Here is a 12,840-nt window from a genome sequence, read left to right as displayed (position 1 = left end):
CTCCTGGCCGCTTTCCCCATAGCACCGTGCTGCGTCTACGTGCCGTCGCCCTAGTATCCTTGGGTAGCCTGTGTGCGGCGGGGGTTTGCTCTCATATCTTGTGTTTCCGAGAGCGGCCACCACCGTTCTCGGCACGCCCCGCTTTATGGGCTCGATTTTAGGAAGTGCGTCGTGTACGCCTTACGAAGCAGCTGAGAGGATGCCTCGTTCATCCTTGGGATTAAATCGCCGCGGCTCAGACTCCTCCTCACTCTAGGGCAACGCTAGGCGAGCAGCGCGAAGGAGTGGATTTCCGGCGTGGCCTCAAGCACCTCCCTGACGCCGTTTTTGAAATCGACCGCATGAAGCGCATCCCGTTCAGGGGGATGAAACGGTCCAGGGAGCACGACTGCTTACCGAGGCGAGTGGGCGGCACCTTCAGGATCCCCGATGCGATCGCGCCGGCCAGGCGTTCGAGACTAGGTGCGCTGCGCCGCCGATGCGCTTTTTGCCGCGCGAGGCCGAGTCGCTTTTGTGACCGGATGCGCTTTCGTTGCCAGGGGCGTTTTGACCGCCGGGATCTGTCTCGCGTTGCTCCCCCGCACCTGGTACCCCCGCTTTTCCTCACGCTCTATCAGCTTCGCTTCCCGAAGCTGCACGTAAGCCCGTCTCACCGTTTCACGGCTGATACCAAGTTGCGCACCGAGCGATTGGGTCGAGGCCAGCGCCGCCCCGGGTTTAAGCTTACCGCTCTTGATGAATTCGCTTATCTGCCGCACCACTTGCGCCTCGAGTGGCTCCTCAGTGTTGCGCTTGAGTCGAATCGGAAGTTTTGCCACACCGCCTCCTTTCGAATGGTTCGTCTGTTAATCGTCGGGAGATTATGCGAGCTTATTGCCATTCAATCAATGCGGCGTGGTCCGCGCCGAGGCGGTTTTTACCTGTCAATATTCCGCAGGAACGAAGACCGTTCGAGCCATGGCGTTCCGGGCGTGGAGCGCGCGCCGATCAGATCTGTTTCTCCAACCAGCGCTCGAGCGTGCGGCGCTCCGGGTAGAGGTCGAGCACCACGCTGTGGTGAACTACTCGGTCGGTCGCCGTGAGGACGCTGCGGCGCTCATAGCGCTTGGGGAGGAGTGTGAAGAGGCAGAAGAGACGGAACCCATGTTACACATGCCTGAACCCTTGCCCTCGCTTGGGTCAAGCTCGCGATGGGCGCCACCAGACGTATGCGCACGAGAGAGATAACACTGCCATCGGTGATGAAGGTCGAATATCGATCTGATGTTGCCGTCGCGAAAGTAGACTCGATTTCCGGAAACCAGACGTTCGCAACCACCCAGAATCAAGGTAGCAGTAACGCATTTTGGTAGGTTGTCTGCAGAGTAAACTGTTTACCTTGCCTTCCCTCCAACGCGTTTCCCAACCGGCCAACAGCGCCACGGCGCCCAGTAGGAGAAGTCAAGTACCGGCATTCACTGCCTGACTCATCTTCATGCCCGCTCCGAAGTTCCGCCACACGCACAGCGCTACCCGTCCATGTCGGCACCACCGGGTTGTCTAAGATCACCCGGCATTTTTTTCCACGAATTCCAAGGGCGTGGCATCGGCATTCGCCATGACCGGCAAAGGCCGCTCAGATCAATCCCGCGGCCAGCCCTCCACCCACCAACAGCATCATCACCGCCGCAACGACCTGCACCGCACGCAGCGTGATCTTGCGCAGCAGCCGCTTGCCAAAAACCGCACCGATAAAGGCACACGCTATACCCACCGCGACGGGAATCACCAGTTCCTGTGACCGGGCGAAGTGTTCGGCCAGGAAAGTGACGCCATACACGACCAGACGCACCGCGTCGACGATCACCGCTGACACGACGCCCGTAGCCACAAAGGCCTCTTTGGCCAGCCCGGCCTTGATCAGAAAGGCCGAACGAAACGCGCCCTCTTATATTCTCACAAATAAGAACCATTTGAGAACAGCCATGCGTAACCTCGCCGAGCAGCCAACGGATCCTACCAGCCCGCGCCCCCTTAGCGTCGACACCTTCATCGCAGGCCTCAAACGCAAATACGCTGGCCGGATCACCGGAGAACGCGTCATCCCCGCTCGAGAAGGTCGGTATGCCGAATTTCCCCCGGAGCTAGATCTGCGGCTCGTCACGGCGCTGCATAAGCGCGGCATAGAGCGCCTCTACCGACATCAACGCGAGGCTTGGGACTTAGTTGCGCAAGGAAAGCCGACGGTGATCGTCACGCCGACGGCTTCTGGGAAGACGCTTTGCTATAACTTGCCGGTACTCCAGGCGGCGCTCCAGGACCAAGCCAAGTCGCTCTACCTATTTCCGACCAAAGCCCTATCGCAAGATCAAGTCGCTGAAATTCTGGAACTCAATCAGGCCGGTGGCTTAGGCGTCCGCGCGTATACCTTCGACGGCGATACCCCAGGCGACGCCCGCAAAGCGGTGCGCACTCGGGACGTCTCACCGTGCAAGCGACCCACACGAAGCGTGAATGCACCGATGACCACGAAGTCGCTGCACGCTTGCAGGGGCAGGCTTTCGCACCCGGACTGATCCGTATCGAGCAGCGTCGATTACTGGCGCATGTACCCGGGTGGGAGAGAGTCTCGGCAGCGGCGTTTACGCGATTCTCCCTAATTACTGGCGGTGACGCCATTGAGCCCCACGAACTCTTGTTTCTCGACACCGAAACCACGGGCCTCGCGGGAGGCACGGGGACGCTACCGTTCTTATTAGGACTCGCGCGCATCGATGGCGATGAGCTGCACGTATGCCAATGGTTCCTCACGGGCTTTCGGGGCGAAGCCGCTTTACTGGAAGATGCACGTAGCTGGTATGGCCAGGCACGGCATTTGGTGAGTTTCAACGGTAAGGCCTTCGATGTGCCACTCCTCACCACCCGTTACCGCCTAGCGCGCCTCGCGGAACCCCTTGCGGTAATAAAACACCTGGATCTCTTGCATCCCACGCGCCGCGCCTTCGGGAGCCGTTGGCCCGATTGCCGTCTGCAGACCGCCGAACGCGAATTGCTCGCCTTTGAACGAGAAGATGATTTGCCGGGCCACCTTGTGCCCGAGGCATGGGCAGCGTTTGTACGCACGGGAACGTTCACCGAGGTGCCGCGCATCCTGCATCACAACTTGCTGGATTTGATAACGCTGACGGGCTTACTCTCCAGGTTGGTCCGCGTCTATGCCGAACCCGGGTTTGCGGAGTCCGATACACACGCCATTGCGCGCGTTTTCCGCCAACGAGGTCACGACGCCATTGCTTATCAGTACTTATGCGACCGATCCGACGAACTTGATGCGGCGGGGCTCATGGAGCTAGCCGATTTGCATCGGCAACGCCGGGCTTGGCGGGAAGCCGTGCAGATCTGGACGCGACTTGCTCATGAGGATCATGCCCTAGCGATGGAACGCTTAGCGAAGTACTATGAACACGTGTGTCGAGATCATCCGACAGCCCTGCTATGGAGCAGCCGACTGTTGCAGGTACAAGCGGATGATCGGCAACACCATCGCCGTCAAGCACGCTTGATTGAGCGGATAAACGCAAGCAGCTAGTCTCCGCGCTACTTTCCCCCTCACCCCATCGGCGGTTTGATGCAGCGACGAGTCGCCCATCTGGACATGGATGCCTTTTATGCATCGGTGGAGCTATTGCGCTATCCACAATTGAGAGGCTTGCCAGCGGTGATTGGCGGTCGGCATCACGGGCACCTCCGGACGGGGGACACCTTTCCTCGCCTTCGTGATTATGTTGGGCGGGGTGTCGTCACCACCGCGACCTATGAGGCGCGGGCATTCGGCGTCCACTCAGGCACGGGCATCATGAAAGCCGCCAGACTCGCGCCTGATGCGATCCTGCTGCCGGCGGACTTCGAACAGTATCGACATTACTCGCGGCTATTCAAAGCGGCCGTCGCCGAAATCGCACCGGAAATTGAAGACCGTGGCATCGACGAGATTTATATCGATCTGACCAACGTTCCAGGTGTCACCGTAGAACTCGCTCACCGCATCAAGGCCAACGTGCGACGCGCAACCGGTTTGTCTTGCTCCATTGGGATCACACCCAACAAGCTCCTCGCCAAGCTCGCCTCGGAGCTGCAGAAACCGGACGGATTGACGGTACTCTCCTATGCGGATCTCCCCACCCGTATCTGGCCGCTGCCGGCGCGGAGCATCAACGGCATCGGCCCGAAGGCGAATGCAAAGCTCGCTGCACTCGGTATTCACACCGTTGGCGACTTGGCCCACACGGATCCCGCAAGACTGGTAGCGAGGTTTGGCCTGCACTACGGGACTTGGCTGACTGACGCCGCCCACGGACGCGATGAACGCCCGGTGGTCACCCACCGAGAGCCCAAGTCCATTAGTTGCGAAACCACGTTCGAACACGATTTGCATCCAAAGCGTGACCGAACGGCCCTGTCCAACATCCTGCTGGGGCTGTGCCAGCGCGTCAGTGGCGATCTCGGCCGTAAGAGTTACCTCGGGAAGACCATCGGTATCAAACTCCGCTATGATGATTTCCGGACAGTGACCCGCGACGTCACGCTAGAGGAGGCGACGGCGGATCCGGAGACCATCCGAGCTGCTGCGCGAACCTGTCTTCAGCGGGTAGCGCTAGATCGAAAACTACGCTTGCTCGGGATTAGGATCACGTCGCTTAGGCCCTCGCGGTACGTTGGCGACCTCAGTCCGCCCGCTGTCTGCCCTGACGGACCCGCAATATGAGCCATGACCCGCCGCCGCTGACAGCGGTTGATACCCCACGGTAGATTGGAATGAAATGCCAGAGCCCAACACTGCATTTAGCGGAACTCGCTGATGCCCAGCAGATCGCTCGCATGTCACGCGACCTCGTTGAGGTGGGCCTCGGTTGGTCGTGGACACCGGATCGAGTGAGCCGATCGATTCAGTGTCCCGATACGGTCGTCTTGAGTGCGCATGATGGCCCAAGGGTGACCGTGCCGGTTACCTGGCAAGCCCGCAGGCTTGCCCTACAGATCTCGTCCTGGAAAGGCTAGTGTAATCAAGCACGTTTCCGGCGGCGTGATAATCCAGCGTCTTCGCGCGTGTTGCGGCGACGGGAGGATTCCGAGCGCGCGGTCGTCTTTTTCTTGCCCGGTGTGTCGCCCTCTTCCTTGCCCTTGAGGCTGCTCTTCAGTAACGACATGAGGTCGATGATCTCGGCGCTGCGCCGCGGCTCTTTGCCATCTTCCGGCTGTGTGACTACAGTCGATTTTCCAGCCTTGACTTTCGCCTTCACCCGCGCGAGCAGATCTTCGCGGTAGGTGTCGCGATATTGCCCCGGGTCCCAATCCTCGGTCATGTCTTCCACGAGTCGCGTTGCCATCTCGATCTCGCGCTCGTTGAGGGCGACCTTCTTCAGGCCGAGCTCAGGGAAATGAAAGTCTTCTGTCGATCGGATTTCATGCGCATAGCGCAGCGTAATCAACAGCAGCATGGCGTCGACAGGGATCAGCGCCGCCAGATGCTGCTTCGTGCGCAGCACGACGTTCCCCACAGCCACCTTCTTGGTCTGTCGCAAAGTTTCACGCAGCAGTGCATAGCTTTTCTGGGCACGTTTGCTCGGTTCGAGGTAATACGGCGTGTCGTAATAGTAGGGCTCGATCTGGCCCTCTCGTACGAAGGCCACGATGTTGACGGTTTGCGTCGCCTCCACATTGGCCTGCTTGAAATCCTCATCGCTCATAATGACGTACTGGTCATCTTCGTAGCGATAGCCTTTGACGATGTTGTCCTCGGTGATCTCTTTGCCCGTGCGCTTGTTGATCCGTCGGTACCCCACCGGCGCCATGTCACGCTTGTCAATCAAATCGAAGTCCAACTCGCTCGCGCTTGACCCGGGATAGAGGGTGATGGGAATGTTCACCAGGCCGAACGCGATGTCGCCCTTCCAGACTGGCCGCTTGCTTCCGCCTCGTGCCATGGGTCATCAAGGCTCATCCGCGCGGTCCCGCATTTCGGGCGCGCCGGCGCTGGAAGCGCAGTGCGCACAGCAATAGAAGTCTTCATCGCTCTCCATGCCGTGGCCGATGATCCGGCAACCGCAATGGCTGCAGGTAGGCGCAAGCATATGGATGGCGCACTCGAAGCTGTCGAACACGCGCGACGCGCCGTCCATCGTCACGGTAAAGCTCTTGTCGTAATCGTTACCGCACATTTCGCATTTAGCCATAGTTAAAAGTCCCCGGAGATGTCAGAGGTGTGGTGAGCTGAAATCCAAGACCTATTCTCAGCGAAAAGCCGAGATAGTGGGTAAGGCCGTGTGTATTTTTCATGAGGCTCTCGATCCTACGCTGGACCCCTTAAAGGCGTCGTTCGTAGTGGTTTGAACTCACGAAGGGGCAATTGAAGTGCCATGTGACACCGCTATTTGCTGTTTAATTAAATCAATGGCTTACATGGCCCGTGCTCACATTAAATGATGCTCGCTCAGTAATTCTTACAACCGCAGGCGCAAGGACCCTGCTTGGCGCCCCTGATCCTAATCCTACACCCCATCCCATCCGGTTAAGCCGCTGAGCCGACCATCCCCCTTGGCCCTCCCCGGGCGCAAGACATCGAATCGCCCGAAGGTCCCAGATTCTGGACCGAGAGACCGAGGACTAGCGTGTTTGACAATTCATTGCAAAACAGTACTTTTCTTGTCGACGAGGAGGGCGTTTGTTTTTCTTATACTCTGGTCAAGGAGGAGAACTATGAGAACTGCCACGCGGTCGGGTAGAAACGGGGCGCACGCACGCGGCTTGGTCATGTTGCGCCGAAGCCCCTTCGATCCCGGACGGCCCGATTTCCAGGGTCCGGTTCTGGCCATCGCCGCCGGGGCGATCCTCTGTCCTGCGCTCAGGCACTGCACGTCGCTATCGCTCGTGCGTGCCTTCGCTCAATGACTCTACGCCGTCATCTAGAGGACGGCTATTGCGGGCTCCTCGCCTCGGTCTTCGACCTTCCAGGGCTCGTCGCACGGAAGAGCTTGAGCATGAAGAGGAGATCCTGGATGAAGGGCTAGAGGAGACCTTCCCGGCGAGCGACCCGCCCGCCGCAGTGCAGCCGGGGCATGCGCCGCCGACGGGCGAGGACAGGGATCAAGAAATGAAATACCCTTGAAACGATCCAGTCGATAGCAAGCGCGGGTGGTGGGCGGCGAGATATGCTCAACGCAGGGTGTAAACTTTACATCGGCGACTGTAATCCTTCCCGCTGTCAACGGGCGTGGCGATCACATTATCGACCAGGACCGATTGTTAGCCCTCCGTGAGCGATATGAAGCGCAGATCCGCGGCCGATCGGGCGGTCGATAGCAAGTATCGATAGGAGAAGAAAACTCCGACAAAGGATTACAGGTTGACGAGTGCTCTGCTCGGCCGGAGCATATTCGCTATGCATTTTCGTCCGGCCAAATGGGTGAGAAAATCATTCCACGCGATGCGAATAGGAGGAAACATGAAAATGAATCGAAGGCTCATACCGGGCTTTGTACTTGCATCTATGATCCTTGCAGGATGCGACGAGTTGAAGGAAAGCAATATGCGTAGCTCCGAAATGCCGCGCGAAAGCACCACTCCAGAAAGCACCCTTCCCGTGCCGAACACGACACCGGATATTCCCTCTCAATCCAATACTGACGATACGATTATTCCCCAATAATACTCAATGCGGATAGGCCGGCGCGCCTGGTACGGCCACGTACCGCTTTAGATCCTGTAAATCGCGCCCTTGCCGTGCCGTAGCTGTCGATCTGGTAAACCTCACCTTGTTTCCGCTGTGGAAGGGCCAGCTCAAGAATAGAGAGATTCTTGCGAACCATAGTTGCAAAAGGACGATAGGTGGGACTTGCCGTTGCCAGAGCGTCATAGATGTTTTCCCTACAATTAGCAATTTGCCACACACACGTCATTTCCACTGCAAGTCCAGCTCCTCCAACAGCGTTTGTTCCGCAGCGTCGCCCGCCACGAGAAGGGATTGCCTCCGGCATTCTTCGGCGGCAGGATGATGGATCGCCAGAGCGAACACTTCCAGGACAGCGACAGCCATCGCCGGTTTGCGGCGGCCCTCGACCCGGTGTGGAGGCCCAAATATCTAGCCTCTCCGGGCGGGTTGAAAACGTCGCGCATCCTGCGCGACGTGGCGAGCCTCGCTTAGCGGGGCCAGGCGTGAGCGGTCGGGCCGCTGGGGCTTACGGGGAAAGGGTAGCGGAGCGCGGGCTAGGGGCGATGGGCGATAGGTACAGCCCCAGTCGGAGGCTAGAGCCTATCGCCGTCCCCCCCGCCTCCGCCTCGACAGTACCCTCACGCACCCTGTGGCAACATCCTTGAGCGCCACCCCCGAGACCCGGCGGCTGAGCGCCTCGGCGATCAGATAGCCGAGCTTCAAGTAAACGCGCAGGTCCGCTGATCGTGCTGCACGGCGATGCCGATCAAACGGTCAATCCTGCCAATGCAAGTCGATTGATCGAGAACGCCATCGAAACTCACCGGCTGATGAGTCCCGGTTCGCCATTGCAGTTGAGTGTGCAGGCGGTAGATGAGACTGACGAGAGCTACGGATATCGCCGAACCAGGCACTCTGCAGTAAATGGGGCCAGCATGATCGAGCAATGGCAAATACGCGGCGCCGGCCACGCCTGGTCCGGCGGAGATGCGGCGGGCTCGCATACCGAACGCGTGGACCCGATGCGACCAAGGCCTTCGATCAACACGCTGCGCCGGATGTAGGGGCTACTCCGCACGTTATGGATTCCGCCGCTCCGACGTGACCGCCGGGCTCGCATCGTCCGCACCGACGGCTGAGATGTGCCCGGTTTCTTCCAGCACCGCCAGCTTGACCGGATCCGGCGAGTCATAACCCAGCTTGCGCAAGCCGGCCAGTAATTCTTCGCGGCTCACCCCTTCGCGCTCGAGCGCCCGCTCGATGATGCGGCCGTCGCGCACCAGCACGCTCGGCTTGCCGCGCACCAGATGACGGGTCCATGTCGAGCGCGCGCATAACGCGGCCAGGCCGCGGTGCGCGGCGAACACGGTAACGACGAACACAAGCGCATTGGCCCATCCGTCCTGTAGTGCTGTGCTCTGGATCACGACGCCGAGCGTGATCAGGACGATCAAATCAAAGGTCGTGGTCTGTCCCGCCAGCCGCTTGCCGGCCAGCCGCATGATCACGATCAACACCGCGTAGTACGCAAGCGCCTTGACGGCCTGCAACACCAATTCGTCGAGCATCTAAGTTGCGTCGAACACGTCACGCCTCCCGCCGCCGCGCAACGTCCTCGTCGTCGACCGCCGGATGCTCGACGCGCTGCACGCCCGTGGCGCGCCGATCGAAATCTTCGCGAGTTAGCGAACGGTTGATGCCGAACGCGGCGCGCGTGCCTTCCGCGGCCGCAACGATTACCAGTTGGACGTCCTTGATGATATTGCCCGCGACAAAGACGCCCGGAACGCTGGTGGCTTCATAGCGGCCGCAGCGAATGCCGCCCTTCTTCGTAATTTGACAACCCAACTTGCGTGCAATCTGCGACTGCGACACGCACGGTGTATCGAAGAACAGTGCGCGGCGCGGCAGTCTGCGGCCGCTTTTGAATACCACTGCGTCTAATTGGCCATTGTCGCCCGCAAGTTCGACGATGCGCTCCTCAATCAGCTCCACGCCATTGCGCAAGAGGTGTTCTTTTTCGCTTTCTTGAAGCCCGGAGTGGCCGTCGGTGCAAAGCGCGATGTCTGACGTCCATGCCGTCATCGCACGTGCCATCTCTAACCCGCGAGAACGCTTGCCATAGACGGCGATCGGTGCGCCCCGCAACTCCCACCCATCGCAATAGGGACACTGATGAACACTCTTGCCCCAGAACTCCTCGATACGCGGCAGCGCAGGCAATGGGTCCCTGACCCCGGTTGCAATCAACATTTTTCGCGTCAACTCCGAGCGATCATCATCCAGCATTACGCGAAACATAGTGTCCGAATCGCGGGCAACGTCGGTAACTTCGCCCTCCCAGAACTCGACGTTGTCATAGCGCGCTAGTTGCTGACGAGCCAGCGTCCGAAATTCGGTGGGCGCAACGCCATCGCGCGTCAGAAATCCACGCATTTCATGCGCCGCCCAATTACGAGGCGTCCCTGCGTCGCACACCAGTACCTTCCTGCAGCAACGCCCGAGCACCAAGGCGGCGGATAGGCCTGCGGGACCGCCGCCGATGATGATGGTGTCCCAGGGTCTAGCGCGCATGTCGCCGCTCCAACCTGTGCCTTGGCGGGCGTGGGCACATTGCTTGCCGTAACTCATTGGCTTTTCTCAAACACTCAAGCACACGAGAGGGATTGGTTATGAATTTCATCGTCTGGATCGTTGTAGGCGGTCTTATCGGGTGGCGCCCGGGCACCGCCTCGATCGCCGGCGCGGCCATTCGAGAGCCAGGCACAGGGATGTTGCCTGCTTGGCGTGCCGAGGATGCAGCGACTCCAAATGACCTGATCCCAAACGATCCCCGATTCGATCCGGTTCAGCCCCCTGAGCCCACCCTCCCACCTTGACCCGCGCTCGCGCGAGACGGCAAACGGTCCTGAAATTTGGTACCTCGGGCCGATGAATGGCCCGAAAATTCCCCGATTCTGGACCGAGACTCGCGTAATTGACAATTCCCAGGTCTATCACTATTGTTCCTTTCGACGAAAAAGGGCGTTTCTTCCTATACCCCGGATGGCAGACGCTTTTCCGCCATTGTGAGAAATGGCCGCCGCAATATCCTCCGTGCCAGCCGCTTCGATATCAGCAGCACCGCCGCGCCGTGGCGGGCCGGGACGATGGCCGTCGCGCGACCGATCCCAGACGCTGCCCCGGCGATGCTTGGCTTGCTCATGGTGCGCTCCAAAAAAAGGAAACAATACCTCAGCGCCCGCTTCCCGTCACGAACGGCCCTCGGCGATCTGCCCGGGCGAAGACCCGTGCCGGCCTGGCGATGAAGTGGCGATCAATGAAAAGGTTTCCCGCGAGATCTAATCTGAATTGCTCCGGGGGTTCATCGCGGGCTACCCTTGGGCCAGGAGGACAAAGTATGAATGAACTAGCAGCCAGGAAATGCGAGCCGTGCGACAACGCGACAAAAGCCCTTAAGGGAACGCGGCTCCAGGAAATGAAACGCAAACTCGCCAACCCGAAATGGAAAGTGGTGAAGGGCCAACTGGAGCAGGAATACAAGTTCAAAGACTTCAAGCAGGCGCTCGCCTACACCAATAAGGTCGGCGCGGTGGCGGAAAAGATCGGCCATCATCCGAACATCTCGCTTACCTACGGCGAAGTGAAAATCCAAATCTGGACACACAAAGCCAACGGCTTAACCGAAAATGATTTCGTCCTTGCGGCGAAGATCGACCAACTCAGGTAGACACAGGAGCCGGTTATGGAGCTGAAGTCGGGCGCCCCATTCTGGCCGATTAAAACCTCCTGGACCGTTGACACGCTCGAACGCGTGCTTAGCGCCGCGTTGACAGCAACGTCTTGCTCTATGCGGCGAGTGGGCGGGCCACGAATGCGTCCAAAACAGCCCAAGCTAGACGCCTCGTCCATGAGGAGGATGTAGTCATCTCCTTCCAGGAAAACCGCCACGCCCGAAGACCGCCACCGCGTGCGGCAGGAGAAAGCCAAACCCCTGCTCGAGACGATACGCACCTGGCTAGACACGGTGTTACCGGCGGTGCCACCCGAAAGCTTAACCGGTAAAGCACTGTACTATCTCCATCATCAGTGGCCTAAACTCATCCGCTATCTCGAGGATGGACGGCTGTCGAGATAACAATATGGTCGAGAATGCCATCCGCCCCTTCGTCCTGGGCCGTAAGGCGTGGCTATTCTCAGATACCGTACACGGTGCCAAATCCAGCGCCAATCTCTATGGCCTCATTGAAACGGCTAAAGCTAATAACCATGAGCCTTATTACTACCTCCGTCACCTCTTCACGGAACTACCACAGGCAAACTCCCTCACCGATATCGAGGCGCTCTTGCCCTTCAACCTCAAACCGGAACAGATTAGCCGTTCGCCTCCCTAGCCGATAGAATGCGGTTACCTAACCGCTTACACATATCTGCGGGCGCGGCGAGTTCCAGAAGGCGGGCGGGCAGCTCGCGCTTCGCGCGGTCTCGGAGTTCGCGCTCGACTTCCGGCGATATCGTCGTGGGTTTCGGACGCAGGCGCTCCTGCTCACGCCGTTGCTGCTGCTTCTCTATCCAGGCTCGCTCCCGGTCCGCGAATGCCGCAGCCTCGCGCTTCGAGCCCCACCGCGGAATGGTAACCCGGACCGTTCCATCGTCGGCCACACGAATCACATATCTGCGGGCGCGTGGATGGCGAACAAAGACGAAGGGGGTTCGAATGGCAGCGATGGCTGACGTTCCGGCTCAAGCCGGACACTACGATAGATCAATAAATCGGTGAGATTGCGGGCGACCTGTAACATGAACGCATCGTTCGGGTTGATCGTGATGCCAGCGATGTGGACTGAGCGCCTCGCAAGCTCGATGAAAAAGAGCACGTAGTGCATGACGAGTCCCTGGACGGTCCAGACTTCGACGGTGAAGAAATCCGCAGCGGCCAGCACCTCCCAGTGGGCATTGAGAAACGTGTCCCAGGACGTCTTCTTTCCCCGCCGGGGTGCGGGGTCCATGCCGTGCTGTCTCAGAATGTTAGCGACCGTGCCGCGGGCGACTTGGTGGCCAAGGTTGGCTAGCCCGCATTTCTCACCAATGTGTCGATACATGAGCTAAAGGCATTGATGAGGACATCAGAAAAGAAGACCGCTTGAATTAGC

At 59.2% G+C, this 12,840-nt stretch carries 17 protein-coding genes and 2 pseudogenes; 10 read left to right on the top strand and 9 right to left on the bottom strand.

The features are described 5' to 3' along the window. Window positions 1-458: 458 nt before the first annotated feature. Together M3436_15255 and M3436_15250 are read right to left on the bottom strand one after the other, a co-directional pair. Entirely contained in the window at window positions 459-818 is a 360-nt protein-coding gene (locus M3436_15255) for a winged helix-turn-helix domain-containing protein (protein ID MDQ3565418.1), read from the bottom strand. Between the two features lie 797 nt (window positions 819-1,615). Next, complete coding sequence (locus M3436_15250) at window positions 1,616-1,870, bottom strand: hypothetical protein (protein MDQ3565417.1); 255 nt, start codon at window positions 1,868-1,870, stop codon at window positions 1,616-1,618. Window positions 1,871-1,964: 94 nt separating this feature from the next. On the opposite strand from M3436_15250, the pseudogene M3436_15245 reads away from it, so the two are divergent. The 4 genes and pseudogenes from M3436_15245 (at window position 1,965) to M3436_15230 (ending at window position 5,037) form a co-directional block, all read left to right on the top strand. Continuing rightward, window positions 1,965-2,450: pseudogene (locus tag M3436_15245) on the top strand (DEAD/DEAH box helicase). Window positions 2,451-2,467: 17 nt separating this feature from the next. After that, window positions 2,468-3,568: a ribonuclease H-like domain-containing protein gene (locus tag M3436_15240; GenBank protein MDQ3565416.1), complete on the top strand. Its 1,101-nt coding sequence runs from the start codon at window positions 2,468-2,470 to the stop codon at window positions 3,566-3,568. A gap of 39 nt (window positions 3,569-3,607) precedes the next feature. Further along, window positions 3,608-4,744 (top strand): DNA polymerase IV, encoded by a 1,137-nt coding sequence (gene dinB, locus M3436_15235; protein MDQ3565415.1) that lies wholly within the window; start codon window positions 3,608-3,610, stop codon window positions 4,742-4,744. 113 nt (window positions 4,745-4,857) lie between these two features. Continuing rightward, window positions 4,858-5,037: a hypothetical protein gene (locus M3436_15230; protein MDQ3565414.1), complete on the top strand. Its 180-nt coding sequence runs from the start codon at window positions 4,858-4,860 to the stop codon at window positions 5,035-5,037. Between the two features lie 5 nt (window positions 5,038-5,042). Here M3436_15230 and M3436_15225 read toward each other — a convergent pair whose 3' ends face one another. Both M3436_15225 and M3436_15220 read right to left on the bottom strand, forming a co-directional pair. After that, the gene (locus tag M3436_15225; protein MDQ3565413.1) at window positions 5,043-5,963 is read right to left on the bottom strand and encodes a Ku protein; all 921 of its coding nucleotides are present in this window, start codon (window positions 5,961-5,963) and stop codon (window positions 5,043-5,045) included. Window positions 5,964-5,969: 6 nt separating this feature from the next. After that, window positions 5,970-6,212: a hypothetical protein gene (locus tag M3436_15220; protein ID MDQ3565412.1), complete on the bottom strand. Its 243-nt coding sequence runs from the start codon at window positions 6,210-6,212 to the stop codon at window positions 5,970-5,972. A gap of 523 nt (window positions 6,213-6,735) precedes the next feature. Here M3436_15220 and M3436_15215 point away from each other — a divergent pair. The 4 genes from M3436_15215 to M3436_15200 all read left to right on the top strand — a co-directional run bounded on the left by M3436_15215 (window position 6,736) and on the right by M3436_15200 (window position 8,751). Next, complete coding sequence (locus M3436_15215) at window positions 6,736-6,927, top strand: hypothetical protein (protein ID MDQ3565411.1); 192 nt, start codon at window positions 6,736-6,738, stop codon at window positions 6,925-6,927. A 553-nt stretch (window positions 6,928-7,480) separates the two neighbouring features. Further along, a complete protein-coding gene (locus M3436_15210; protein ID MDQ3565410.1) occupies window positions 7,481-7,684 on the top strand; it encodes a hypothetical protein in 204 nt (67 codons plus the stop codon). A gap of 282 nt (window positions 7,685-7,966) precedes the next feature. Continuing rightward, window positions 7,967-8,179 (top strand): hypothetical protein, encoded by a 213-nt coding sequence (locus M3436_15205; protein ID MDQ3565409.1) that lies wholly within the window; start codon window positions 7,967-7,969, stop codon window positions 8,177-8,179. A gap of 254 nt (window positions 8,180-8,433) precedes the next feature. Continuing rightward, complete coding sequence (locus tag M3436_15200; protein MDQ3565408.1) at window positions 8,434-8,751, top strand: hypothetical protein; 318 nt, start codon at window positions 8,434-8,436, stop codon at window positions 8,749-8,751. A 15-nt stretch (window positions 8,752-8,766) separates the two neighbouring features. On the opposite strand, the gene M3436_15195 is transcribed toward M3436_15200, so the two are convergent. The 3 genes from M3436_15195 to M3436_15185 all read right to left on the bottom strand — a co-directional run bounded on the left by M3436_15195 (window position 8,767) and on the right by M3436_15185 (window position 10,892). Continuing rightward, window positions 8,767-9,255, bottom strand: coding sequence for a DUF421 domain-containing protein (locus tag M3436_15195; protein MDQ3565407.1), 489 nt, complete (start codon window positions 9,253-9,255; stop codon window positions 8,767-8,769). Window positions 9,256-9,274: 19 nt separating this feature from the next. Then, a complete protein-coding gene (locus M3436_15190) occupies window positions 9,275-10,318 on the bottom strand; it encodes an NAD(P)/FAD-dependent oxidoreductase (GenBank protein ID MDQ3565406.1) in 1,044 nt (347 codons plus the stop codon). 403 nt (window positions 10,319-10,721) lie between these two features. Beyond that, a complete protein-coding gene (locus tag M3436_15185) occupies window positions 10,722-10,892 on the bottom strand; it encodes a hypothetical protein (protein MDQ3565405.1) in 171 nt (56 codons plus the stop codon). Between the two features lie 195 nt (window positions 10,893-11,087). Here M3436_15185 and M3436_15180 point away from each other — a divergent pair, with 195 nt between their 5' ends. Next, window positions 11,088-11,417, top strand: coding sequence for a 4a-hydroxytetrahydrobiopterin dehydratase (locus M3436_15180; GenBank protein ID MDQ3565404.1), 330 nt, complete (start codon window positions 11,088-11,090; stop codon window positions 11,415-11,417). A gap of 240 nt (window positions 11,418-11,657) precedes the next feature. Then, window positions 11,658-12,081: pseudogene (locus M3436_15175) on the top strand (transposase). Here M3436_15175 and M3436_15170 read toward each other — a convergent pair. Together M3436_15170 and M3436_15165 are read right to left on the bottom strand one after the other, a co-directional pair. Beyond that, on the bottom strand, window positions 12,062-12,349 hold the full coding sequence (locus tag M3436_15170) for a M48 family metallopeptidase (GenBank protein ID MDQ3565403.1): 288 nt from the start codon (window positions 12,347-12,349) through the stop codon (window positions 12,062-12,064). The pseudogene M3436_15175 and the gene M3436_15170 overlap by 20 nt on opposite strands. 5 nt (window positions 12,350-12,354) lie before the next feature. Further along, complete coding sequence (locus M3436_15165; protein ID MDQ3565402.1) at window positions 12,355-12,696, bottom strand: hypothetical protein; 342 nt, start codon at window positions 12,694-12,696, stop codon at window positions 12,355-12,357. Window positions 12,697-12,840: the final 144 nt, after the last annotated feature.

The sequence above is a fragment of the Pseudomonadota bacterium genome, from assembly GCA_030859565.1.
Taxonomy (GTDB): domain Bacteria; phylum Pseudomonadota; class Gammaproteobacteria; order JACCXJ01; family JACCXJ01; genus USCg-Taylor.
Note: the sequence above shows the minus strand (reverse complement) of the source record. Positions and strands in the feature narration are given on the sequence as shown.

Excerpts from the sequence above, each read along its gene's own strand:
- dinB (MDQ3565415.1), top strand. The coding sequence starts at position 3,608 with ATGCAGCGACGAGTCGCCCATCTGGACATGGATGCCTTTTATGCATCG.
- M3436_15230 (MDQ3565414.1), top strand. The coding sequence starts at position 4,858 with ATGTCACGCGACCTCGTTGAGGTGGGCCTCGGTTGGTCGTGGACACCG.
- M3436_15225 (MDQ3565413.1), bottom strand. The coding sequence starts at position 5,963 with ATGGCACGAGGCGGAAGCAAGCGGCCAGTCTGGAAGGGCGACATCGCG.
- M3436_15220 (MDQ3565412.1), bottom strand. The coding sequence starts at position 6,212 with ATGGCTAAATGCGAAATGTGCGGTAACGATTACGACAAGAGCTTTACC.
- M3436_15215 (MDQ3565411.1), top strand. The coding sequence starts at position 6,736 with ATGAGAACTGCCACGCGGTCGGGTAGAAACGGGGCGCACGCACGCGGC.
- M3436_15210 (MDQ3565410.1), top strand. The coding sequence starts at position 7,481 with ATGAAAATGAATCGAAGGCTCATACCGGGCTTTGTACTTGCATCTATG.
- M3436_15195 (MDQ3565407.1), bottom strand. The coding sequence starts at position 9,255 with ATGCTCGACGAATTGGTGTTGCAGGCCGTCAAGGCGCTTGCGTACTAC.
- M3436_15190 (MDQ3565406.1), bottom strand. The coding sequence starts at position 10,318 with ATGAGTTACGGCAAGCAATGTGCCCACGCCCGCCAAGGCACAGGTTGG.
- M3436_15185 (MDQ3565405.1), bottom strand. The coding sequence starts at position 10,892 with ATGAGCAAGCCAAGCATCGCCGGGGCAGCGTCTGGGATCGGTCGCGCG.
- M3436_15180 (MDQ3565404.1), top strand. The coding sequence starts at position 11,088 with ATGAATGAACTAGCAGCCAGGAAATGCGAGCCGTGCGACAACGCGACA.
- M3436_15165 (MDQ3565402.1), bottom strand. The coding sequence starts at position 12,696 with ATGGACCCCGCACCCCGGCGGGGAAAGAAGACGTCCTGGGACACGTTT.